At 45.7% G+C, this 25,492-nt stretch carries 18 protein-coding genes and 1 pseudogene; 12 read left to right on the top strand and 7 right to left on the bottom strand.

Annotated features, from left to right (window positions below):
• Positions 1 to 5 precede the first annotated feature (5 nt).
• Positions 6 to 1,628 carry a DUF6519 domain-containing protein gene (locus AC3RV5_RS10300; protein WP_489731833.1) on the top strand — a complete coding sequence of 541 codons (1,623 nt, stop codon included), beginning with the start codon at positions 6 to 8 and terminating at the stop codon, positions 1,626 to 1,628.
• Between the two features lie 296 nt (positions 1,629 to 1,924).
• Here AC3RV5_RS10300 and AC3RV5_RS10305 read toward each other — a convergent pair whose 3' ends face one another.
• From AC3RV5_RS10305 to AC3RV5_RS10325, 5 genes and pseudogenes are all read right to left on the bottom strand, one after another.
• The gene (locus tag AC3RV5_RS10305) at positions 1,925 to 2,578 is read right to left on the bottom strand and encodes a response regulator (RefSeq protein ID WP_489731834.1); all 654 of its coding nucleotides are present in this window, start codon (positions 2,576 to 2,578) and stop codon (positions 1,925 to 1,927) included.
• A 70-nt stretch (positions 2,579 to 2,648) separates the two neighbouring features.
• A pseudogene (locus AC3RV5_RS10310) lies at positions 2,649 to 3,573 on the bottom strand (IS1595 family transposase).
• Between the two features lie 740 nt (positions 3,574 to 4,313).
• Positions 4,314 to 5,522 carry an ammonium transporter gene (locus AC3RV5_RS10315; protein WP_489731835.1) on the bottom strand — a complete coding sequence of 403 codons (1,209 nt, stop codon included), beginning with the start codon at positions 5,520 to 5,522 and terminating at the stop codon, positions 4,314 to 4,316.
• A 48-nt stretch (positions 5,523 to 5,570) separates the two neighbouring features.
• Complete coding sequence (locus AC3RV5_RS10320; protein ID WP_489731836.1) at positions 5,571 to 5,909, bottom strand: P-II family nitrogen regulator; 339 nt, start codon at positions 5,907 to 5,909, stop codon at positions 5,571 to 5,573.
• Positions 5,910 to 6,187: 278 nt separating this feature from the next.
• Positions 6,188 to 7,186 carry a DNA topoisomerase IB gene (locus tag AC3RV5_RS10325; protein WP_489731837.1) on the bottom strand — a complete coding sequence of 333 codons (999 nt, stop codon included), beginning with the start codon at positions 7,184 to 7,186 and terminating at the stop codon, positions 6,188 to 6,190.
• Between the two features lie 347 nt (positions 7,187 to 7,533).
• On the opposite strand from AC3RV5_RS10325, the gene AC3RV5_RS10330 reads away from it, so the two are divergent.
• Entirely contained in the window at positions 7,534 to 8,139 is a 606-nt protein-coding gene (locus AC3RV5_RS10330; protein ID WP_489731838.1) for an outer membrane beta-barrel protein, read from the top strand.
• 267 nt (positions 8,140 to 8,406) lie between these two features.
• Here AC3RV5_RS10330 and AC3RV5_RS10335 read toward each other — a convergent pair whose 3' ends face one another.
• The gene (locus AC3RV5_RS10335; RefSeq protein ID WP_489731839.1) at positions 8,407 to 9,468 is read right to left on the bottom strand and encodes a glycosyltransferase family A protein; all 1,062 of its coding nucleotides are present in this window, start codon (positions 9,466 to 9,468) and stop codon (positions 8,407 to 8,409) included.
• A 55-nt stretch (positions 9,469 to 9,523) separates the two neighbouring features.
• Positions 9,524 to 11,839: a hypothetical protein gene (locus AC3RV5_RS10340; RefSeq protein ID WP_489731840.1), complete on the bottom strand. Its 2,316-nt coding sequence runs from the start codon at positions 11,837 to 11,839 to the stop codon at positions 9,524 to 9,526.
• A gap of 221 nt (positions 11,840 to 12,060) precedes the next feature.
• On the opposite strand from AC3RV5_RS10340, the gene nagB-II reads away from it, so the two are divergent.
• The 10 genes from nagB-II to cobA all read left to right on the top strand — a co-directional run bounded on the left by nagB-II (position 12,061) and on the right by cobA (position 25,455).
• Complete coding sequence (gene nagB-II / locus AC3RV5_RS10345; RefSeq protein WP_489731841.1) at positions 12,061 to 13,059, top strand: glucosamine-6-phosphate deaminase NagB-II; 999 nt, start codon at positions 12,061 to 12,063, stop codon at positions 13,057 to 13,059.
• Between the two features lie 8 nt (positions 13,060 to 13,067).
• On the top strand, positions 13,068 to 14,228 hold the full coding sequence (gene nagA, locus AC3RV5_RS10350; RefSeq protein WP_489731842.1) for an N-acetylglucosamine-6-phosphate deacetylase: 1,161 nt from the start codon (positions 13,068 to 13,070) through the stop codon (positions 14,226 to 14,228).
• 20 nt (positions 14,229 to 14,248) lie between these two features.
• Positions 14,249 to 15,559: a sugar MFS transporter gene (locus AC3RV5_RS10355; RefSeq protein ID WP_489731843.1), complete on the top strand. Its 1,311-nt coding sequence runs from the start codon at positions 14,249 to 14,251 to the stop codon at positions 15,557 to 15,559.
• Positions 15,560 to 15,953: 394 nt separating this feature from the next.
• Positions 15,954 to 16,439, top strand: coding sequence for a nuclear transport factor 2 family protein (locus AC3RV5_RS10360; RefSeq protein WP_489731844.1), 486 nt, complete (start codon positions 15,954 to 15,956; stop codon positions 16,437 to 16,439).
• A 190-nt stretch (positions 16,440 to 16,629) separates the two neighbouring features.
• On the top strand, positions 16,630 to 17,124 hold the full coding sequence (locus AC3RV5_RS10365; RefSeq protein WP_489731845.1) for a helix-turn-helix transcriptional regulator: 495 nt from the start codon (positions 16,630 to 16,632) through the stop codon (positions 17,122 to 17,124).
• Positions 17,125 to 17,284: 160 nt separating this feature from the next.
• Positions 17,285 to 18,247, top strand: coding sequence for a calcium/sodium antiporter (locus AC3RV5_RS10370; protein ID WP_489731846.1), 963 nt, complete (start codon positions 17,285 to 17,287; stop codon positions 18,245 to 18,247).
• 413 nt (positions 18,248 to 18,660) lie between these two features.
• Positions 18,661 to 21,261 (top strand): nitrite reductase large subunit NirB, encoded by a 2,601-nt coding sequence (nirB, locus tag AC3RV5_RS10375; RefSeq protein ID WP_489731847.1) that lies wholly within the window; start codon positions 18,661 to 18,663, stop codon positions 21,259 to 21,261.
• A gap of 10 nt (positions 21,262 to 21,271) precedes the next feature.
• Entirely contained in the window at positions 21,272 to 21,625 is a 354-nt protein-coding gene (gene nirD, locus AC3RV5_RS10380; RefSeq protein ID WP_489732133.1) for a nitrite reductase small subunit NirD, read from the top strand.
• Between the two features lie 18 nt (positions 21,626 to 21,643).
• The gene (locus AC3RV5_RS10385; protein WP_489731848.1) at positions 21,644 to 24,526 is read left to right on the top strand and encodes a nitrate reductase; all 2,883 of its coding nucleotides are present in this window, start codon (positions 21,644 to 21,646) and stop codon (positions 24,524 to 24,526) included.
• Positions 24,526 to 25,455, top strand: coding sequence for a uroporphyrinogen-III C-methyltransferase (gene cobA, locus AC3RV5_RS10390; protein ID WP_489731849.1), 930 nt, complete (start codon positions 24,526 to 24,528; stop codon positions 25,453 to 25,455). The genes AC3RV5_RS10385 and cobA overlap by 1 nt, the downstream gene beginning before the upstream one ends.
• Positions 25,456 to 25,492: the final 37 nt, after the last annotated feature.

Raw genomic sequence — 25,492 nt, forward strand, 5'->3', positions numbered from 1 at the left:
ATGACATGGCTGTTAAAAAAGTATCGCAGAAAACTAGTGAAAATAAGGTCGCCAATGTATCGAGCTCAGCCAAAATGGCTTCACCAACCGTTGGGAATTTAGATGGACAGCTTGGTGGCGTCATAGTTACTGGCGGGCGACCTAGCCTCACGAATTTTAGAAAAGTAAATAGAGGTGAATTTCGCGGTGATTTTACTCGTGACACATTTGACTCGCATAATAGATTTAGCCGAGTATTAATGCAGCAAGGCAGAGTGCAAGTAGATGCTGATTGGAATGAGCTAAACTCAATTATGCTTCATCATTTAAGGAGTTTAACGTGCGATGTAGGCGGTGAACATTGGGGGCCAACAAACAACTCAGGTTTTAAAATACCAAACAGAGATGATGACAATAATAATTTCACTATATGTCCAGGACATTATTATGTGAATGGGATTTTTTGTGAAATTGGTTTAGATGAAAATAATGATTTTCTTACTTATGCAACTCAGCCCGATTTTCCGTTGCCAGATAATCAAACCGTTGCGGCACTTACTAATATATTTGAAACTTATGAGACTGAAAATATTGAGATGCGTGCATTAGTTTATTTGGATGTTTGGGAACGGCATTTTAATTATATCAACGATGATTCCATTAGAGAAGTTGCTCTTGGTGGCCCAGATACTGCAACTAGAGCAAAGGTTATCTGGCAAGTAAAAGTTTTACCAGTACCGGCCGAAAAAGTTAAGTGGGATAATAAGGGCAATCACCCCTTGAAAGTAAATTATAAACGTTTCTTTGAAGAAATTTCAGCTGTTACAAGTCCTGGATTAGGAACTTTATGTGCAAAAGTTAAAGATAAAAACAATGCTACAGATCCTTGTCTAATTACTCCTGAATCACGCTATCGCGGTGCTGAAAATCAACTTTATCGTGTTGAAATTCATGACTCAGGAGTTGCTGAAGGCAATGCAACGTTCAAGTGGTCAAGAGAAAATGCCTCCGTAGTCTTTCCAATAACAGATATCCGATCCAATTTAATTAGCCTTGAGCACCTCGGTAAGGATTGTCGTTATGGATTAAATGCAAATGACTGGGTAGAAGTTATAGATGATGATTCGGTTTTGCAAAATAGAACTGATAATTTATTGCAAGTTGAATCGATTGATAACGAAAATCGCTTGGTAATTTTAAAAGATGCCCCAGAAGAAATTTGCTCATTTGAAGCGTCAAAACATCCTTACTTACGCCGTTGGGACCATGCCGATGGCGATGAGCGGGGAGTTAAATTAGGAGAAACTGCTGATGGTCAAGCGTGGCTTGAACTTGAAGACGGTATTCTAATCAAGTTTGATTCAGGTGGTAAGACAGAAGCAGATGATGCGGGTAGAGAATTACTTAAACAAAATATTTATAAAACTGGTGATTATTGGTTGATTCCTGCAAGAACTATTACAGGGGATATTGAGTGGCCGCGTGATAATGCAGGTAATGCCAAGTGCATACCTGCGCAAGGCATCATTCATCATTACGCCCCCTTAGCACTTTTTAATGGTGGTACACGCAAAGATGAAAATGGAAACCCTATTGATATAGATGTGGATTTAAGACGTATTTTGAAGCAAGCTTGGGAAGATTCATAGAGACTTAATCATTATGCAGGATTCAATACGTGATCTTATTGAAGTGGAAGAAATGGATTCTAAAAACACATAATTCCAGCATATATTAAAACATAGCCCAATAGCTGGTATTTACATACCCATAGGTTTTCCGAAACCATTTGCTCTTGTTTCACGCGGAGATACTGTATCAGTCGGTTCAATTGACTAGCTAGCCAAAGACCTTACTATATGGCATGAAAAGGTTTTGCTGAGTAGCTTAGCTAGGCAGATAGAAATGCAAATAAATGTAATTGTTAAAATTAGAACTAATGTAACTAATGAAATTTATCAAGATTAATCAATCCCATTCGACAAGCCTGTATAGCAGCCTCAGCTCGACAGGAAATATTTAAGCTACGATAGATATCCCGAATATAACCAGCAACAGTACTGTCAGATATTGAAAGTAATCTTGATATTTCCTTACGACTTAATCCTTTTGAAATATAAATAAGAACCTCCGATTCTCTGGGGGATAAATGAGGGGTTTTATGATTAACCTGTGTGGCACTATCTCTATAATGCCGAAGTAACCTGCGTGTAATCCCCGGAGATAGTGGTGGGTCTCCAATATTTATTCCGCGTAATTTATCAATAAAAATTTCTTCTGAGATATCCTTGAGTAAGTATCCATATGCACCTGCTTGTAATGCACTAAGTAAATGTTTGTCATCATCAAATGTTGAACAAACTATGATATATGTATCGGGTGAATTTTTTTTTATTGATACTATAAGCTCCGTTCCAGCGCCATTCTGGAAGCCTATGTCAAGTAACACAATGCTGTATTTAATCGTAGTTATAGCTTTATAAGCACTATCAGTGTCTACATGTTCACTTATTAAAATACCAGGATATGCTCGCAGTAAAAGGTTTTTTAATCTATTACGACTGTCCGTAACCTCTTCAATAATTAAACCGTTTTTCATGCTATATCTCTCTTATTTCTTGTAACCCATAGCTCTAACCTTTCATTTAATAGCCCGATTTAATTTCTGATCACCCATACACATCAGCCAGTCTAATAGTCGGCATGGCATGGGCGGTGTTAGTACAGCGATCTTTGCAAGCCGTGGCAGCAACACCCATAGATCGAATCGGTTATTGAACCGGTAACAGACTTCCGTCAGGTGCCGTGGCAGATGCTTTGCGCCAATGGCCTGACAACTGCCTCGTAGCGAGTTTCTCTCGTTTCCTATTCCAATTGAGAGCAGGGTGGTCCAGCATAAACATATGACCGCCTTTGACCGCTCGAAAATGATGCTTATGCTCACTGGAAATGGCACGGAAGCAGGCCAGACTGTCGGAGATAACAGTGGTCTGAGGGCCTATATGCCACTCAGACCATTGGGCTATCAGCTTGGATTTGAATCCTTTTGCTACGCCCATCTTCATCCGTACCGGGTGGTCTTGCTCATTCAACGAAACGGCGACGACCAACGGTCGTCTTGCCGGCTGCGCTTTCCCTTGTTGCTCGCCGGCCCAATAAGCATTATTCAGTTAAACAATACCGCCAAGGAGATGATGGTAATCCATTTTTTCTTCGCCTGTAGTAACTTGTATTTTAGCTTCAAGGCAGTGTTATAATTAACGCCCAACTGGCGTTTCAGTTCCATCGCTGACAACCCCGTTTGAGACTGGGCCTACCGGATGGATAGCCATAAACGCTTAGTTAAAGGTAACTTCGTGCTAGTAAATAATGTTCCGCTGATCAGGGAGTGCTGGCAGCGACATAGATTACATTGCAACAGCCTACGGCACTTCAACTGGCAATAGGTACTATTGCCACATTCTCGGCGTATACAGACTTCTGCGAAACGCCAACTGAAAAACGCTTATTCACACACCTATCTTCCGTGCCAAAGCCTTCTGTAAACTCGAACTAGGTACACCCTTTCTGGAACTGACCCTGGTTCTTCGCCATGATCTGAACTCACCAAAAACTGTGTAAATGCACAGTTTGTCGGTGACTGTGCAATGTGGGTAATCAGGATTTAATTTGGGTTATAATTTTTTATTACTTTAATATATTATGGTAAAAAAAAATCTCGTATGACAAGGAGTTTAGTCAATAAAACAGCTTAAAACAGAAAAGCTCACAGAAAAAATAAAAATAGGTGTAAGAAGCAATGAGAAATAGCACCACATTAAGTATTTGAGGCCCTTTTTCCAACGGTTCGCGATAAAATAGATAAGCTTAAACAACTCGCTACAAAAACGTCGCGCAGGTGGATTAAAAGTATGTGTACCCCCCAGAAAGTCGGAGCAGTTATAAGTAGAAATTCCCGCTAACCTAAAACGGAGAAGTTTTGCATGGGTAAATCACGATATACCGAAAGTCAGATCGTGGCGATCTTAAAACAAAAGTGAACGTGGCGTGCCCATCGCTGATCTGTGTCTTTCGTGGTTATTTCCCCATAGGTAGTTTTTGCTAGTTTCTTACTCTATTCAATACTTTCAAGTAGATAGTTCTCCGGTCATTGTGCCCAATCAATGTGTCAGCTATTAGTGCGGATGGAAGGGAAGTCCGGTTTACCTCACTGATTCCTAAACGGACTGGACTGGTAATTTAGTGGCAGATCGCTCATAACCAAGCCGGAAAGCAAAATGTGAGAGCGACTTGAGTAGTAGCTCTCACAGTAGTTTTGTTAAACGTTATAAACGTTAATCGTGATTAACCGAGCCTATGCGATGGATGCTCAAATCTGCGCCTATATATTCATCTTCTTCGCTCATGCGTAAGCCCATTAATTTATTAACCAGGCCATAAACGATTGCGCCGCCTATAAGCGCCACGGCAATACCTGCTAGTGTACCGATAAATTGGGCGGTAAACGACACGCCGCCCAAACCGCCCAGTGCTTCACTGCCAAATATACCAGCGGCGATACCGCCCCATGCGCCGCACAGCCCATGTAAAGGCCATACACCGAGTACGTCATCCACTTTCCTACTTTTCTGGACCAAGGTGAAGAGTTTGACAAACAACAGGCCTGCGATAATACCTACCACCAATGAGCCGATAGGGTGCATCACGTCTGAGCCTGCGCACACGGCAACTAAGCCAGCTAGCGGTCCATTGTGGATAAAACCCGGGTCATTTTTACCAAACAATAAGGCTGCAATAATACCGCCGACCATAGCCATTAAGGAGTTCATTGCCACTAAGCCACTGATGCCGTCCATGCTTTGTGCAGACATAACATTAAAGCCAAACCAGCCGATACACAGGATCCATGTACCTAAGGCGAGAAAGGGGATATTGGAGGGCGCAAAGGAAATCAGCTTACTGTCTTTGATGCGGCCGTTTCTTAGACCTAAGAAATACACACCTACCAAAGCCAACCAGCCACCTACACCATGCACCACTACCGAACCGGCAAAGTCATGAAACTGGGCGCCAGTCTCTTTTTCCAACCACGCCTGTAAACCATAATTACCATTCCAGACTATGCCTTCAAAAAAGGGATATACCACCGCAACGATCAGTGCCGATGCGAGCAAAAATGGGTAAAACTTGGCGCGTTCGGCGATGCCGCCAGAAATAATCGCTGGAATGGCTGCAGCAAAGGTCATTAGAAAGAAAAACTTAACCAGGTCATAACCATTATTGGCGGTTAATTCGCTAGCGCTGGCAAAAAAGTTGGTGTCGTAGGCTATCCAGTAACCAATAAAAAAATAGGCAATACAGGAAACGGCAAAATCGGTAATGATTTTCACCAGGGCATTGACCTGGTTTTTGCTGCGTACCGTGCCCACTTCGAGAAAGGCAAATCCGCCATGCATGGCAAAAACCATGATCGCGCCAATTAACAGGAAATAGGTGTTTGAACTTTGCACCAGCGTTTCCACTGCGCTATTTACGTCTGGCATAGTGTTATCTCAGTTGAATATCTAATGGGTGTTCTTATGAGGCGCAAACTAAATAGCGTCATCATTCTCTTCGCCGGTTCTAATGCGGATAGCTCGCTCAACGTCAGAAACAAATATTTTTCCATCGCCGATTTTACCAGTAGCCGCGGTATTCATAATTGCCTCAATACATCGCTCTAGCTGGTCTGTTGTTACTACAATATCAAGTTTTACTTTAGGTATGAAAGCCACCTTGTACTCAGCGCCGCGGTAGGTTTCTGTGTGCCCCTTTTGACGGCCATACCCCTTAACCTCGGTAACGGTTAAGCCGCTTATTCCCGCTTCACTGAGGGCTTCACGCACATCATCTAGTTTGAAGGGTTTTATGATTGCTTCCACTTTTTTCATGAACTATTCCAATGAGTTAAGACTGTTAATATCAATTAAGTCACGCAGATGATACAACGATACGGTCCACATTAGTGCAGGTGGGATATACTCAAAAGTGATAGTCAATTACAAATTCAACGATTTGTTAACATTGCCTACCCTCTCAACGTATTATCGTCAAGTTCTCAAAGGTCAAAAGTAAGTGTCTGGTGGTCCTCACTTTCCACTAATTTATTTTGCAGGTCACAATATCGCACCTATTAATTATCGGAGTGGATCATGGCGTTACGTAGGGCTTATTGGTTGAGGCTGGCTAACACTAGTTTTTCGGCCGCGCTTAAACCGTGGGGGGATCTGGCCGAACGGTATTGGCCTGCATCAGCTAAGGTTTGTTGGTCGATAAGTTGCATGATGAGAGGGTGAATATAATAGTCTTTGCATACACTGGGGGTATTTCCCAGTTCGTCGGCCACAAAACGCAGCAGCACGTTGGTGAGTTTACGCCTGGGATTGAGCCCAATTTCTGTTAATGCCCGGGGGTAATATTCCACCGCCAGGCGGCTTGCTACCCAAGTACGAAAGTCTTTACACGTAAAGCTCTCACCGGCTAAGCTTCTTAGATAATCGTTCACCTCTGAGCTGTCGATATCCTGCCATTGCCCTTGTGTGTCCTGATATCGAAAAATTTCATATCCCGGCTGCTCGGCGACCTGTCTGATGTGTTTAACCAGTGCTGTATCATCAATGGTTACCTGTCGTTGTTGATGACTTTTTCCTTGGTAGCTAAAAAGCAATTCACTGCCATCTATAGAAATATGTTTGCGGCGCAAAGTAGACAAACCATAACTGGCGTTCTGTTCGGTGTAATGGTTATTGCCAATGCGAATGCCGGTTTGGTCAAGTATCAATAACATTAAACTCAGCACTTTGTTTTTTGGCCAATCGGACTGTTTAAGTGCGCCCAGGCAGTGCGACCTTACCTTGGGTAGCTGCTGACCAAATAGTGCCAATTTGGCAAATTTTTCGTCCTGACGCTGACGCTCCCATTCATTATGATAAATATACTGCTTGCGGCCTTTTTGATCACGGCCGGTAGCCTGGATATGGCCATCGTGCCAACGGCAGATATTAACGTCGGTCCACATAGGGGGGATCACTAACGCTTTTAACCGGAGCAGTAGCACAGGCTCTTTTATCTTACTGTTATGTTCGTCAACGTATTGAAATCCGCGGCCGTGTTTTTTGCGTTTAATGCTGAGCATGGAGTCATCAGCTTGTTTGAGAGTATGGCTCATGGGTTAAGTCCTGGTCTATTGGCTTCCAATCTGTGCAAAAAATGAGCTCTTTGCCAAACCACTAAAGAGGGGAGTGAGGTTAATTCAGCCTAGTCCCTATATGTAATTTTTACCATTTATGTTTATTTAATATAACTTTTTTACATTAACAGAATGTTAATGATTGAATTTCAGATGTGTTTTTTGCAGAGTGTTTTTTATTATTATATTTAATAACAGTTACTTAGGTTGTTTGGCGTAGTCCTTGCTCTAGCTTGCATTGGTTTAGTTCATAAGCGAGTTATCAACTGCCAATGAACTAACGTTCCGGTTGTTTAATGCAACCCTTATTATTAAAAGGAATACCCATGAAAAAATTACTTATCGCCTCAAGTGTTACAGCTATTGCCGCCTTTTCTGCAAATACGTTTGCGGCCAGCCCTGCGTGGAATTTTGTAGAGGGAGCTTATATTAAAGCTGATATTGAAGGTGAAGGTTTTGAATCAGAGCCCGATGGTTTTGGTGCCACAGGATCATTTTTACTCAATGAAAATATTTTTGTAATGGGTAAATATTCCCGTTTGTCTGATGACATTCGTGTGCTCAATGGCACAGTTGAAACGGATTATAACCAAGCGTCACTGGGGTTAGGTTATCGCCACCCTATCTCTGCTACGACCGACATCTTCGGTGCCGTGTCATATGAATATATTGAACTGGAAGCAGACGGTTTCGGCCAGTCTGACAGCGTAGATGAAGATGGCTATGGGTTAGCTGCCGGTGTACGGTCTATGCTAAATGAGAATGTAGAGTTAAATGGTACCTTATCGTATGTGGATATTGACGATGAGTCGGAAACCGCCCTTGGCTTAAGTGCTTATTATTACTTTAATCCAAACTTCGCAGCGGGTTTAGGTTATACTTTCGGTGATGATGCTGATACTTATCAGGCGTCTTTGCGTTACGCCTTTTAATTGTTAAGTTCAAGTATTTAACCTACAAACAGCCTCTTAAGAGGCTGTTTGTCTATTAGCTTGGCACCCATTTTTTATATTTTTAGTCGGTGACGTTAGCTGCAAGGTATCAAACACTGGCCAGTTAACCCCTTTAATTAGCGTGGCAGTGCAGGAGATTTGCCTCACTGACTCATTGAAATGGAATGTGTTCAGGTTTAGATCAAGAGCAAAACCATAACCAATGTCATTCTGTTTTTTTGTTAAATTTTTAGCTTCGGTAGCTTATTATATATGCCAGATTCTTTTTGCCATGTTTGGGAATACAAGGGCTATCCAACTGCCGATAAGCCCTAATAGGTAGTAGCTAACAATAACCAGGGCCGCGATAGGGACTTGCCAGATTTTTAAAGCGACCCGTTGTCTATAGGTTATTAATCGCTTTACTCCTCTATAGATTTTGGAACCACTCCAACGAATAGTTTCTCTGAACAAACTGCGTAACCTGATATCCGGTTCGCCCCACTGCACGATGTGATCTCTTCCTTCCGCCAGTGCCCGGGTGACAATATGGGTAAAATTTGCGGGGGCAGGGTGCTCTGCTCTAACGCCAGTATTAAACCAGATTTTTTCACCTGAATCCGTGAGCGATCTTGCCAATATTCCGCAGGCTCCACGCGTAACCCCATGAGGCATTTGTGGAAAAGTGTTACGTAAGAAAAAGGCTTTTTTAAAGGCGACATTATTGGCATAAAAATGCTGTCCATCAGGGGTTAAGTCGTCTATCGAGATACGCAACGGAAAAAACCAGCTTAAAGAAAAAACTTTATCCAAAAAATTATCAGTGGCCAGATAAGTGTGACCGGCCAATACGTTTATCTGTTGGTTTTCCTCGAACGTGTTTACCAGCGAAGGTAACCATGTGGGTTCAATAATAACGTCGGAATCCAAGAAGACAATAACCTTGCCTTTAGCATGGCGGGCACCTTCATTTTTCAATTCATAATAATGTTTATCTGGTATCGAAATAATACGCACAATCGCCATTTCATTTGGAAAATTAAAATGCTCATCTAATATTTTTTCTACGTCCCCTAGATTTAACTGAAGGGGGTTAAACAAGAACACAATTTCAATAGTTTTAGGCGACTGTTGAATTTGATTTTTTAATCTAGATAATAAAGTAAAAAAACGAAAATCTTCCGCTAGTATGACGTTTTCCCATTCAACCAGAATACTGTAATCAATATCACGCGTTAACTGCATGCGACTCTTCTTATTATTTTTATTAGACTTAGTATGCCCTAGAATATTTGTTAAATAAATGTGAATGCATCCAGTGGTGGGCATTGATATTGACCAAGCCATAAAGTTAAAGGTAAAAATACCAGCTAATGATCAGTGTTTATAGCCGCTCACTCAAGGTTAAGCAGTTGACTAAATCTTGCATTAACATTCTATTATCGTGATGTGAACCAACTAATCCAGTGTCCGCCGGTTCAGGTTTATTCAGCGGGGCGGTTAGCGAGCTAAATTGTTGTCGCATATGTTGCTTGGATGTTTCTGATAACCACCATCCCAGCGGCACTTGTTGGTCACTGTCTTCAATTTTTCCCAACATGAAATGCATGACCCCCTGATAGTTATTGAGCCAGGTACTACAAGCGCTTGGCTGGTTTTTAACGCTGGCCGTTAAGGCCGCCAACTGGCGTTGTTGTAATACCCCTAACTGTTTAACTGCGCCCATGGTATGTGCACCCTGAGTAGAGACCAAACCTTGAATGGGGCCGGTTATACCCGCCACAGGCCAGGTTGTAGATGTAAGCCATTCATCCGGAGTTAGCTTAAATTCTGTGGCGATGCGTGAGGGATCATTGGTGATGAGGATAACTATGGGCAGAATGGGGATTGGTACAAGTTGGCTATTGCCGTTTTGGTTAGTGGGAGAGTCATTTTTTTGTAGCAAAGATAAATGATGTAGCATATTGGCGGTGGCCAGGGTGCCATAGTTTTCATGGTAGCCACCGTCGAGAATGTGACCTTTGGGCATGTCGCTGTCTGTACTTTGTTTATTCAGACTACCTGCGGGTGTTATATAGGGAAAACGCGCGGCATTTAAGGCTACCGTACTTAGGTTCATATCTGCAGATAACTTATAATCCGCTGTGCGCAGATCGCGTCTGGCATAGATATCCCCTTGGTCGATAAATATTTCAGGCTCAACAGGAAAAGGCGCCGTGATAATACGGCGGCCGGATTCCTGGTGACTGCCCATACTTAAAATCAGCGGCAACCACCTATTGTCGGCAATGCCTTGTTGATACAGGGCTTGAAAACCCAGTGCCAGATTGACCTTAGCATCATCGGGGTAACTGGTTGCGAAGCCCCGTTCCCAATCTTGTTCCAGAACTTGGGCGCGATCCCGCTCCAATGGCGCCCATGGAATTGGTAAAAAACGATAAATCAGATCATTGTGAATAAAAGAAGTAACTACCCCTGAGAGGTAATCTCTGCCTACCGCCGCGAGCAACGGATCCTGCAACGAGCAATGAGCTTGCCCACCGGCAAGGCAGGCCTGATAATTAGCCAGAGCAGCGGTGTAAAATACATTTCCCACAGAGCCACCAGATACACCAGCTAAGCTGAAAATATAGTGATGAAAGCCTGGCATTTTTTTCTCCAGTTCGCTCAGTACCAGAGCTGTCCAGTAGGAAGCCCGCAGACCGCCACCTTGACTGGCAACAAAAAATGCCGGTAAATAGGTTTGGCCATTGAGTGTGATAGTAAACTTTGTTTTATCCTCTTGCCGACTCTGACGTTGGAACGCCACGACCTGGCCTTTAAAGCCTTGCCAGGCAAGTGCAAAATCATCAAAGGCATAACCCTGGTCTGCTCCAAGGGAATGTTTACGGATTTCATGATTATCGGTATCAAATAGCACAGACACCAATAAAGCTATGCCTAATACCGGCAGTAAAACCGGGTAGGGGGCTGAGGCAAAGTGGCGCAAAAAAGTATGAGAAAAGGCTAAATAGGTAAAGTAGGTGAGTGACCACAAGATGCTACCCAAGCCCCAGAAGATCACGAAGCCGGCGCCAAAAATATCGCCCATTACGTAAATCCAGCCTACGGCTACCACTGCAGAGACAAACCACAACGCCAGGGTTATCAACCCCCAGGTTTTTGCGCTCAACCAGGGGTTTGATAGTGTGCTTTGGGCCGCGATTGATCTTACGCCTTTACGCCGCAGACTGACCAAGATCAACACCACTATCGAGGTTGCCAAACTACAAAAGGCCACATACCCATAACCGCGGAATAGGGCATGACCGGCGACTATGGCCCCAGGGGTAAAGCCGTAAATCCGTGGTAACCATTTTATGGTTGCTGCGTTAATCGGACCGTTTACGGTCATTAAGCTTCGCGTAATAGGTTCAGTTCTGGCTACTTTACCCGATTGATTGAAAATAAAACGCCCGCACCACCAGCAATGCATAGACAACCAAAATAGCGCCAAATACGTGATGAAATGTTCAGGCGCATTCATTTGTAATATTATGTCGCCGATTTGATCGTTACCTAGTAGTAGAGCAAACACCACCAGACTGACAAAGGTAAAGCCAGTGGTATGCACACCATTAAATATTTTCCTGAGCTTATCGATGAAACTGAGGCGAGCAGGTTGCACTTGATACTGCCGCGCTGCTGGAGCCTGAGCCATGGGATAGTTCCTTGTAGACAGCTTATGTAGATAAAAATAGCCTATACAAGGGAAATAGATATGTAAAAATAGCTAGGTGCCTAACGTGATATTTATGGGAATTGCTGCAACTATTCATCTTTGGTTGCACCAACATCAGCATAACTGTGTGTGCCTTTAGCACTTCCTGAAGTTGGAGCCATTTATTTGGCCCGGCAACAATTGCATAAAGAGAACGTATTATGACAGTCAGTATCATGGCCACAGAGGCGGCCGAAGCGCCCAAAGTAGTGAAACAGCAATTTGAACAAAACCAAGTTGCATGCGAACAACTCGGTGCACGTATTCGCCAGTTTGCCCCGTCTTTTGTGTATATGGTCGGTCGAGGTTCGTCTGAGCATGCCGGAGTATTTGCCAAATATCTGATTGAAATCGAGTTGGGTATCCCTGTCACTGCGTCGGCGCCCTCGGTATCCAGTATTTATGGTAAACATTTACAATTACAACAGGCCTTGGTGATCGTTATCTCTCAATCGGGCCGCAGCCCGGATATTTTAGCCCATACCCAGGCCGCTAAAGATTCAGGGGCTTTGTGTATTGCTTTGGTAAATGATCAGAGCTCGCCTCTGGCAAAAATGGTTGACGTAGTTTTGCCGCTGCACGCAGGCCCGGAGTTGGCCATCGCTGCAACTAAAAGTTACATTGCTACTATCCATGCGCTACTCATGCTGGTGGCATATTGGAATCAGGACAAACCACTGATTGACTCGCTCGCCAAGTTGCCGGGTTATCTGCAAGACGCCATTGACGCACCAATACAATTACCCACTGCCTTTGTTAAACCTTTGGTTCATTGTGTGGTGTTAGGCCGAGGGTTCGGTTATGCCATTGCCCGGGAGATCGCCCTGAAACTAAAAGAAGTCTGCGGTGTACATGCCGAGGCGTTTAGTAGTGCAGAATTCTTGCACGGGCCTGTTACCTTGGTCGAGAAAAAACTGGCGATAGTGGATGTTTGTGTGCAGGATGAATCTTATGAGTCACATTGCGAGCAGATTGCTGAAGTAAAGAGGCGGGGTGCTCAATTGTGCCAATTGTCGCAGATAAGCGGTCACATCGAACCGCGTTTAGCGCCTATTACTATTTTGCAGCGTTTTTATCTGGATATAGAGAAGATTGCCGTTGATATGGGTAATGATCCTGACAAGCCAGTAGGCCTAAAAAAAGTCACGAAAACACTATAGGAATTCACGTGTCAATTACTTACCTCCCAACTTCCTTGTTTGACGGGCAACAAATCCATCAGAATCTGGCCATTACCCTTAACCATGGCAAAATTACCGCAATCGGTACCCCCCATGATATGGCTGGCGACATTATTGAGCTGGATGGCTTGCTTAGCGCCGGCTTTATAGATGTGCAAGTTAATGGTGGTGGGGGAGTGTTATTTAATAACAGCCCTACGCTGGCTACCCTGATCACTATGAGCAAAGCCCATGGTTGCTTTGGTACAACCTCGATGTTGCCTACCTTGATAACAGATGATATTGGGGTGATGCAGGACGCCGCCAATGCAGTCGCCGAGGCTATGGCCAGCAATCTGGCAACAATCAAGGGAGTGCATTTTGAAGGGCCCCATTTAAGTCAACCTAAAAAGGGGATCCATCCCCTGCAACATATTCGCCATATCAGCGAAGACGAATTAAGCTTGTTTTGTCGTCGGGACTTGGGGCAAGTAGTGGTTACTCTGGCGCCTGAAACTGTGCCCTGTGACGTGATCACCGAGCTGGTAAAGCAGGGTGTAAAGATCTGTCTTGGGCATTCGGATGCCGATATTGACACCACGCTGGCGGCCTTGGCTGCTGGGGCGAGTGGATTTACCCATCTTTTTAATGCCATGTCACCACTGGTAAGCCGCGCCCCAGGCATGGTGGGGGCTGCGCTACTGGACAATGACAGTTATTGTGGGCTGATCGTTGATCATCATCATGTGCATGCGCGCTGTTGCCAATTGGCTTTCAAATGTAAAGGCTACCACAAGACGATGCTGGTCACGGATGCGATGGCCCAAGTCGGTGGGCAGCGCGATACCCTTGAGTATTTTGGCTCGCTGATCACCCGCCATGGCAATAAATTAACCCTACCGGATGGTTCACTTGCCGGCTCTGCCTTGGATATGGCCAGCGCTGTGCGCCACTGTCACCAGGACTTGAACGTGCCACTGATGGGGGCGCTGACCATGGCCTCACAAACGCCTGCAGAATTTTTAGGATTAGGCAATACCCACGGCAAACTAGCACTGGGCCTTCAAGCCGATTTGGTGTTACTCGATAGGGATCTACAGGTCAGATCAACCTGGGTAAATGGTAAACCGGACTTCACCTCGAGTGAACACCACAAAACGTCGCAATAATTATAATAAAAGGCCGCCCAATGCAAACAGCCGCATTCGAAAAAGACAAACCGAGCTCCAGTTTGGTCCCCATGTGTATCATCGGCGCACTGTTTTTCATATTTGGTTTTGTTACCTGGCTCAACGGAGCCCTGATCCCGTTTCTGCAGATAGTCTGCGAGTTATCCGAAACAGAAGCATTGCTGGTGGCATTTTCTTTTTATATCTCTTATGTGGTGATGGCACTGCCTATGGCCTGGATCCTCGAACGCACCAGTTACAAACACGCCATGGTGCTGGGGTTGGTGATGATAGCCGCTGGTTTTTTGCTGTTTGTGCCCGCTGCTCTGAGCCGTATATTTGCAGTTTTTCTGCTCGCCCAGTTTGTAGTTGGCACCGGCTTGACTATATTACAAACCGCCTCTAACCCTTATATTGTCAAAATTGGTCCCCAAGAAACCGCCGCGGTACGTATCTCCATTATGGGGCTGTTAAACAAACTGGCCGGAGTTGTGGCACCGGTTATGTTCACTGCCTTAGTATTGGGTGAATTTCAGGGGATCACTGCCCGGGTGGTAGCCGCCATGCCAGAGACCCAGCGTCTTTCCCAGATTGAAAACCTGTCCCACAGTTTGATTGAACCTTATGTGGCTATGGCTATTGTTTTGTTGTTACTGGCGTTTTTCCTTAAGTTATCCTCTCTTCCTGAATTAGATTTGGCCAAGGAAACCGCCAGCTCAGCTGGGCAAAAACGTTCCATATTACAATTTCCGCAGTTGATGTTAGGGGTACTAACCTTGTTTATGTATGTTGGTGTTGAGGTGATAGCCGGTGACACCATTGGTTTGTTTGGCTCCCAGCTGGGCGTTGCCAATGCCACCTCACTCACGTCTTATACCATGGCCTTTATGGTCATAGGCTACTTGCTTGGTTTGGCGTTGATCCCGCGTTTGTTAAAACAACAACATGCTTTGACGGCATCAGCCATCGCAGGTTTAATCCTGTCATTTTGTGTACTATTTTCCAATCCGCAACACACCGCTGTGTCTGAATGGTTATGGGGCTGGACGAACATCCCAATCTTACCCAATACGATTACATATGTGGCTTTACTGGGGTTTGCCAATGCATTGGTTTGGCCGGCGATATGGCCGCTGGCGCTGGACGGGTTAGGCAAGTTCACCGCTAAAGGGTCGGCCCTGTTAATCATGGGCATATCCGGTGGAGCAGTGCTGCCGTTGGTGTACGGTGTCTTGTCAGATAATTTTGGCGGCCAAAACGCCTACGGGGTAATGATCCCATGTTATCTGTTTATCTTGTTTTACGCAGTGAAAGGCTACAAGTTACGTTGATATAGTTAAACGGCCCACTAGAGACTAGTGTTCGTAAGGACAATGTTGACGCTGGTAATTCTCAGGGTTTATCGGGAAGTCTGGGTAGTACCCTTGCTAGTGGAGACTCTTATATTATTGTCGGGTGGCCTATTACTCAGGCAGAAAGCCCTGAGGAATCTGCAAGAGAATTTAATAATCAAATACGCAGTGCGGCAAATGCTTAACAAATTGCGGTAATTAGGCCTAGTAAAGCCGTCATTTTTTGAAAAACATTCAAAAAAGCCGCTAACTCACCAAGCAGTTGTGGATCCAACGAATTGCAATACATCCAAAAGATATTGGGATGGACTCATTGGTATTGTGCAAGGTGCTGCTCCCGACGAATTTAAATAGGAATAGATGAAATATGGGCATGAGTGATGGAAATACTAAATTACCTTTATTGGCATCGCTGGCATTTGTGGCCTCTATACAAAGTGCGCACGTCCAAGCCGCGCCAACTGATGCCCTGCGCAATACCATAGTCTCATTGGACAAGGCTCTGTTCGATGCTTTCAATGCTTGCGATTTGAATGAATGGAGACGATATCTGGCCGAGGACATTGAGTTTTATCAAGACAATGACGATGTGACTAAAACGCGTGAGCAGCTAGAACCGTCGTTTCACGATCGGTGTGGGCCAGACAATAAATCGAGACTGCGCCGGGAACTGGTACTAGAGACAATCGAAGTTCATCCGATCCAGGGGTATGGCGCGGTGCAGCTTGGTTCGCATCAGTTCTGGCTTGAGGGAGCAGTAGAGCAGAGTAAGCCTGCGGCTACACCCAGGTTTGTGCATTTATGGCGAAATAATGATGGCGTATGGCAAATTACCCGAGTGATCAGCTATGGACACTAAACCGGGCCCCGGAGATAACATATCGCGTCCGTAACCTTTTTGTATGAGTAGTCGTACCCAATATATTGGCATATACCAACCAATCACCCGCACTTGACGCAGTTATGTCACACTCATGGCATATAGACGTCGTATTAAAAAAGGCAATACTTCTTCATATTGATTGAACATTTATGAAGAGGATTTGAAAATGGAAATGGAACTAAATAAAGCAACGTTAAAACTTCAAAGAGACTCTAGAGCTTGGAGTCAAACCCAATTGGCTCAGGTCTCGGGTTTAAGTTTACGAACGATTCAACGAATTGAAAAAACCGGAGTCGCATCACAAGAGTCTGCAAAATCTCTAGCAGCTGTCTTTGAATGTTCTATTACTGAGTTAGTAGCTAAACCGCTTGATGCAGTAACGAAAGGTAAATTTTCTGTCAGCAAAATGAGTTCAAAGACCAAGTTAATCCACCTTTCTGTATTATTGCCTGCTCTTTCAGTTGCTTTGTATCTTTTGTGGACGGGGCACAATTCTATTGCTTGGGTAAATTCACTTAGAGATTCCATTTTTAGCAGTGCTATTTCAGAGCAACGATTAGACAAAATTAGTTTCTTAATACTGGTTTTGGTGGTTGGTTTACCCTCGTTAATTCCTGGTTTTATTTATGACTTTATAAATAAACAAGGTGCATTTGAATAGCCGTATAGCTAGCCAGAATTTCACGCGGGACATATAGCAGCTTATACTATTTCGTGTCGCTAGATTATTTTCGCCATCTATTTTCTTTACTTTAAATCGACCTTAGGCAATGCTCGAACTTCTACTATTCAACCATCTTCACACACAGCTGAGCTAAGTCATGTTAAACATTTTCTATCTATTGATTGGCATCGGATTGTTAACCGCTGGCGGTGAATTTTTGATTCGAGGAGCGCTGGGTATCGCTAAAAGAGCAGGGGTATCGCCGCTCTTTTCTGGGCTTGTGATCGTTGGCTTTGGCACCTCAATGCCAGAGCTGGTTGTTTCCGTTAATGCGGCTATCAACGGACAGCCAGATATTGCCATTGGCAACGTTGTTGGCAGTAATATTGCGAACATTCTGCTCATCCTAGGTATCTGTGCATTGATTGCACCGCTGGCGGTATCTCCTTTGTCACTTCGTCGTGACGCCGTGGTGGTAATAGCGGCAAGCCTGTTATTTATCCTCCTCGCAATAGGCGGCTCTTTGAACATGGTTGATGCGGTGATCCTATTAACTGCACTGATGAGCTATTTGATCTGGACATATTGGACAGAGAAAAATCAATCTGTGCTTTCCGGGCAGGTGCATGCGGCCGAAGCCGCTGAGATCGAATTGGTACCTAAAACTCTCACTTGGTCGGCAATTGAAGTGACAGTGGGTCTGGTTTTGTTAATTGCCGGCTCTCAGGTTTTGTTAAAAGGTGCAGTTGGTATAGCCCTTGGTTTGGGGGTTTCCCAGGCTGTAATTGGGCTGACATTAGTCGCTTTTGGCACATCGCTTCCCGAGCTGACGATTTCCATCATCGCAGCCCTACGCAAACACGCTGATGTTGCTGTTGGCAATATCCTTGGCAGCAATATTTTTAATCTATTAGGTATACTGGGCGTTTCCGCAATCCTGCAACCAATCGAGGTCACAGGTCGGGTTGTGGAGTTTGATCAGTGGGTTATGCTTGGCGTGGCGCTTGTGCTTTTTGTCTTTTTGTATACCGGTCGAAAACTAAGTCGAATGGAGGGCGGGGTGTTATTGATCGGCTATTTTGCCTATATCAGCGCCAGTTACACGCTTTTTGTTAGCTAAATCTGATGCCTTTTTAGTATCAACTCTAATGGCTTAGTTAAGTAGGCCAACTAATAAGCTGCGTAATCTTTTTCTAAATTTTTCGATATTAATTGTCCTGCATCGTTGCCTCATTTTGGTTTTTTTGCACCACAATGAGGCACCTGGATAGCTGTCATAAAGTTTGATTGATATTAACCAATTGAATTATATCGATAAAAAATATGGCAGTGATCCTGCATTAACTCAGGCATCAAGCTGCAAGATTAGCTCAGGCTAGTTGACGTTAAGTAATGATTACTTAGCGCAGTGAACATAATTTTTGGTTGGCATTGTTGCCACACCATAAACAGGCAACGAAGCCCATCAATACTGTTATCTAACGGTCTTGATGGGTTTTTTTTTGCCCTTAACACAAGACCCAGGGGATGACGATGTCAGGCAATACACAGAAATTGAAAATAGTCGTGGTAGGTAACGGTATGGTTGGCCACCATTTTGTTGAACAAATCGTGCAACAAGGTAAGACTAATTCAGCGGTTGATTATGCCATCACAGTTTTGTCGGCTGAACCCAGGTTGGCTTACGATCGCGTTCATCTGTCGGAATATTTTTCAGGTAAAACAGCGGCGGATTTGGCACTTACCACCCCTGAGCAATATGAGGCCTTGGGTGTTGATTTTCATGTAAGTGCCCGGGTTAGCCATATAGATAAAGCGGCCAAAACCGTAACCCTGGCTAGCGGCGAGCTGTTTGCATATGACAAGCTGGTATTAGCTACTGGTTCGTTTCCCTTCGTGCCGCCTATTCCCGGTAACGATCAGCCCCACTGCCTGGTTTATCGCACCATAGAAGATTTAGAAAACATTAGCGCATCGGCCAAAACCAGCAAGATTGGTGTGGTGGTAGGCGGTGGATTACTTGGCCTGGAAGCAGCGAACGCCTTGCGTGAAGCCGGGCTTGAAACCCATGTAGTTGAATTTGCCCCCCAACTGATGGCGGTGCAGGTGGATGTGGGCGGCGGGCGTTTACTTAAACATAAAATTGAAGAATTAGGGGTGAAAGTTCATACCCAAAAGGCCACCCAAAATATCATCCCTGGGGATAACTGTCGTTATAAAATGTGTTTTGCCGATGGTGAAAGCCTGGAAACCGACATGATCCTGTTTTCTGCCGGTATTCGTCCCCAAGATAGCCTGGCCCGTGAATTTGAGCTCACCATAGGTGAGCGTGGAGGCATAGTGGTGAACAATCATTGTGTCACCTCAGACCCAGATATTTACGCTATAGGTGAGTGTGCGTTGTGGAATAACTTTATATTTGGTCTGGTCGCCCCGGGTTATACCATGGCTCGTGTTGCAGCCAGCCATATTAACGGGGGAGACGTCACATTTTTGGGTGCCGACATGAGCACCAAACTTAAGTTAATGGGGGTGGAAGTAGGCTCCATTGGTGACGCCCATGCACGGGGGCAGGGAGCGCAAACCTATACATACGAAGACCAACCCGCAGGCATTTATAAAAAAATTGTGGTGAATCCGGAACAAACTGTATTGCTAGGTGCGGTGTTAATAGGTGATACCAGCGAATACGATACACTTTTACAATACGCATTAAATGGCATTGAGTTGCCCAAGCACCCCGAAAGCTTGATTTTACCTGCTTCGGCTGACGCACCCAGCAAAGGTTTGGGGGCCGATGCCCTGCCTGAGTCCGCCACGATTTGTTCCTGTCACAATGTATCCAAAGGCGACATTATCGGCGCATTTGATGGCGGCGCCTGTGATTTGGCTGCGATTAAATCCTGTACTAAGGCGAGCACCGGCTGTGGTGGCTGCGCGGCACTGCTTAAAACTGTAGTGGATTGTGAACTGGGCAAACGTGGTGTTGAGGTGAAAAAAGACATATGCGAGCATTTCGCTTATTCACGCCAAGAGCTGTTCCATATGGTTAAAGTAGGGGGCATAAAGACCTTTGAAGTACTTCTGGCTAAACATGGCCATGGCCTGGGCTGTGAAATTTGTAAACCTGCCTGTGGCTCAATTTTGGCCTCGGTATGGAATGATTTTATCTTGGAAACACCCCATGTGGCCTTGCAAGATACCAATGATACTTATCTGGCCAATATGCAAAAAAACGGTACCTATTCGGTCATACCCCGTATCGCTGGCGGTGAGATCACCCCGGATAAATTGATTGCCTTGGGGCAAGTGGCAAAAAAATACAACCTGTATACCAAGGTAACAGGCGGCCAGCGCATTGATTTATTTGGCGCGCGCGTTGAACAGTTACCGCCGATTTGGGAAGAGCTCATCACCGCCGGTTTTGAAACGGGTCATGCATACGCCAAATCCCTGCGCACAGTTAAATCCTGTGTGGGTAGTACATGGTGTCGTTATGGGGTGCAAGATTCAGTAGGCCAGGCCATCGATTTGGAAAATCGTTATAAGGGTTTGCGGGCACCACACAAAATCAAGTTTGCGGTTTCCGGTTGTACCCGTGAATGTGCCGAGGCCCAAAGTAAAGACATCGGCATTATCGCCACCGAAAACGGCTGGAATCTTTACGTCTGTGGTAATGGCGGCATGAAACCGCGTCATGGGGATCTGTTTGCTACTGATCTCGACGATGCCACTTTGGTTAAATACATCGACAGGGTATTGATGTTTTACGTGGCCACAGCAGACCGCTTGCAACGCACCTCGGTGTGGATGGAAAACCTCGAAGGGGGCTTGGCGTATCTGCAACAGGTGGTGATCGAAGATTCACTGGGCTTAGGTGACGAGCTTGAGCGCCAAATGCAACATGTGACCGATAGCTACCAATGTGAGTGGAAAACCGCCGTTGAAAACCAGCAGTCACGCAAGCGTTTCCGCCAGTTTGTCAACAGCGATGAAACTGATCGTCAGATCGTATTTGTCCAGGAGCGGGAGCAAATCCGCCCAGCAACACCCGCTGAGATAAAACAGTTAACCCCCGAACATGCCTCTACTGACGACCAAGAGACAGACATTACTACCCTGGAATTAGTGTAAGGAGCCCATGATGACAAAATCGACTAGCTGGACAGCAGTATGTAGCGCCGATGACCTGGTGAATAACTCAGGTGTGTGTGCCTTGGTTGAGGGGCAGCAAATCGCCATATTTAAGGTGCGTTTAAATGGTTTGGAACAGTTGTTTGCCATCAGCAACTGGGATCCTATTGGCCTGGCCAACGTTTTGTATCGCGGCCTTTTGTGTTCTGTGGCGGATAAAACCGTGGTGGCATCCCCCTTGTATAAACAGCGCTTTTGTTTATTAAGTGGCCAGTGTATTGATGATGTCAGCCTGAAAGTACAGGTTTATCCGATACGCTTGGAAGGCCAGAATGTGTTATTACAAATGCCTACTGGGCAGTAGCTGTACAAGGTGACTGATATGAATCAAGCAAGCTTGTTATCCAGCGCGTTATCCGTCCCAAATACGGTTACTGAGTTTGTAGATAACAGTAATCAAGCGCCACAAAAACCTTGCCTTAAAAGTACCACGTGCCCTTATTGCGGCGTGGGGTGCGGTGTAGAAGTTAATCTGTCTCCTGAAGATAAGCAGGGCAAACAACAGTTACTCAAGGTCAGCGGTACTCATGGTCATCCGGCTAACTATGGTCGCTTATGTGTCAAAGGCAGTAAATTGCTGGAAAGTAACGGTTTAGCCGGGCGTTTGTTAACCCCCCAAGTGGGTGGGCAAGACGTTGATTGGCCCGAGGCCATCCATACGGTAGCGGATAAATTCTCTCAGGTGATCCGCGATCACGGCCCCGACGCCGTGGCCTTTTATGTATCAGGCCAACTGTTAACCGAAGATTATTACGTCGCTAATAAACTGATGAAAGGTTATATCGGCAGTGCCAATATCGATACTAACTCCCGTTTATGTATGTCTTCTGCGGTGGCTGCGTATAAACGCGCCTTTGGTGCCGATGCCGTGCCTTGTTGCTATGAGGATTTGGAGCACACTGAACTGCTGGTGATGATAGGCTCAAACGCGGCCTGGACCCATCCGGTGTTATTTCAGCGGGTTGAACGGGCCAAAAACCTTAACCCTAAAATGCAAGTGGTGTTTATTGATCCCAGGCGCACCGCCAGTTGTGAATTGGCCGACTTGCACTTGGCCATTAAACCAGGCTCAGATGTGGCTTTGTTTAATGGTCTACTGCACTACTTAGCCGCCCACAATGCTCTAGACGAACAATATATTGCTGATCACACCGAAGGTTTTAGTCATACCATTGCGGCATGTGAAACCTGGGATCCGGCCAGTGTGGCGAGCTATTGCGATATTGAACTGAATGATTTGCTGGCATTTTACCGGTCTTTTGCCTCGGCGAATAAAACTGTGAGTTTCTATTCTATGGGGGTCAACCAGTCCAGCTGTGGGGTAGACAAAGCCAACGCGATTATTAACTGTCATTTGGCCACAGGTACTATTGGTAAAGTGGGTTGTGGGCCGTTTTCAATCACCGGCCAACCCAATGCTATGGGCGGCCGTGAGGTAGGTGGACTGGCTAATATGCTGGCGGCACATATGGATATTGAAGACCCAGGTCATAGGCAACTGGTACAAGATTATTGGCAGTCGCCGACTATTCCTAGCCAGGGGGGCTTAAAAGCCGTGGATCTATTTGAGCAGATAGAGCAAGGCAAGGTTAAGGCGGTATGGATCATGGCAACCAATCCTATGGTCAGTATGCCAAATCGTAATAAAATCGAATCCGCTTTGGCTAAATGTGAAATGGTGGTGGTATCAGATTGTGTCGCCAAAAACGATACAATCAGCCTGGCAGACGTTGTATTACCCGCTACGGGCTGGTCTGAAAAAAATGGCACGGTCACCAACTCTGAGCGCTGCATCTCTCGCCAGCGTGGACTGTTAGCGCCTGCCGGGCAAGCTCGTCACGACTGGCAGATAGTGTGTGACGTGGCCAAAGCCATGGGATTTGCTAAAGGGTTTAACTTCACTCACCCCAGTGAAATTTTTTGTGAACACGCAGGTCTTAGTGGCCAGCAAAATGGCGGTAGTCGGGATTTCGACTTGTCTGCTCTGAGTCAATTATCCATGGCCCAGTATGACAATCTGGCCCCCGTGCAATGGCCAGTTAACCAGGCCAATCCTAATGGAACCAAGCGGCTTTTCACCGACGGCCGGTTTTTCACCCCAAACCGCAAAGCCCAATTTATTGCCCTGAAGGTGTTAACCCCACAGCAAATCACCTCTGCAGCCTTTCCTTTTGTGCTCAATACCGGGCGCATACGGGATCAATGGCACAGCATGACTCGCACGGGCACCAACACCGACCTGACCAGCCATATTGGCAAAGCGACCCTTAGTTTGCATCCCGCAGATGCCAAAGCGCTAGCCGTAAAAGAAGGGCAGTTAGTGGGCATAAGATCTGCCGTGAGTCGCGAGGTACGGGCCCAGGTGATCTTACCCGTGAAAGTCGATGACAGTCAGCGTCAGGGGGAAGTGTTTGCGCCCATCCACTGGAGTCAAAGCAATGCCTCGTCTGCCAGTGTCAGCTGTCTATTAACCGACGCTAATGATGGCATATCGGGTCAGCCAGAATTGAAACACGGCGCCGTCAGTTTGCAAAAAGTCGACTTTATGCGCTATGGCCAGTTAGCTGTTGCGCAAGACAGTGCGGAGCAGCTTGCCGATCCAAAAAGTTTGAGTATGGTTTTTGATTATTGGCGCAAAACCCCTATTGCCGGAGGCGAGCTGATCACTTTTGCCCAGGGTACCGTTGGGGGCGAGCTTGTGGAGCCTCAATCCCCAGAGTTTGTATTAACTGACTGGCTGCAAGCCAATATTACCCAACCTTTGCAATGGCTGACTAGCCAACGTGCCACTGGGCAAAACAGTTACGCCATGCAGGGACAAAAATTAGTCATAGCTGCCTTTAGTGAGCAAGATACGCTGGATATCAATGCACAGTGGTTAACTGCCTTGTTCGCCCAGGACCAACTTAGCCCAGAGCAACAAAGTGCCTTGTTACGTGGTGAGCCCGATGCACAGTTTAATCAGGGACGCCTAATATGCAGCTGCTTTAGGGTGGGAGAAACGGCAATTTTGGCGGCCATCGACAAGGGGTGTCAAAGTGTGGATGAACTCGGTGCCAAGCTGCAGTGCGGGACAAACTGTGGCTCCTGTAAATCAGAACTCAGTCAACTGTTACATCAACATAACGGCGTGGAGCAAGGTGCTGGTGTCAGCCCCGTTGTAGACAAACCTCGCCCTCACTTAATAGCGCTGGAGCCAGTGTAATGAATATGATCTTTTCTTTGTCACAGTTTATCAGTCAGTTTTTTGTGCCAGCCAGGCACGGATCCAATGGCGCCGGCAGACTTGTTAACTGGGCCACAACTAAAGTTGTTCGCCATGCTCCTTCCAAACAGCTGCCAAACCCGAGCTGTTATGGTCAGGTCTCGTTGATTGGTGCAGGGCCAGGAGATGCGGAACTACTGACCTTAAAAGCTTATCGCTTGTTACAGCAGGCCGATGTGGTCATGTATGACTGGCTGGTGAACCCCCAGATATTGCACATGATCCCCCCTCATGTGCAGCGGATTTTTGTTGGTAAAAAGTGTAACCAACACAGCATGGCACAACAGGATATTTGTCAGATGATGGTAACCTATGCTCAATCTGGCAAAAATGTCGCGCGCTTAAAAGGCGGCGACCCGGCTATTTTTGCCCGCACGCCTGAGGAATGTGTTGCACTGACTGAAAACAATATTGAATTTGTTATCGTGCCTGGGATCACCGCTGCCTCCGGAGCGTCAGCTTATGCAGGCATTCCCCTTACTCACCGGGACTGCGCTCAATCAGTGCGATTTATCACTGCCCATTTACAAGATCCCGATGCCCAACCTGATTGGGAAAATTTGGTGGCTCCATACAAAAGTGGTCACAATGGTGAAACACTGGTGTTTTACATGGGCTTAAGGCGCGTCGCCGGTATTATGCAAAATTTGCATAAACATGGCATGTCTGCGGATATGCCCGTAGCGGTGATCGATCAGGCAACGTCCGCAGCGCAACAGGTATGTGTGGGCAGTGTCACTAATATTGCCACTTTGTTGGCCAGTCTGAATTTTACGGGCCCGGCGCTGATTATTGTTGGTGAAGTTGTCAGTAAACGGCAGGGGGTGTCCGTGCACGCTCAAAAAACGGCATTCGGTAAGATAAATTAGCCCCCATGCTTGTCACAGATTAATGAAGAATCATACT

This window comes from Paraglaciecola sp. IT1134 (assembly GCF_058068185.1).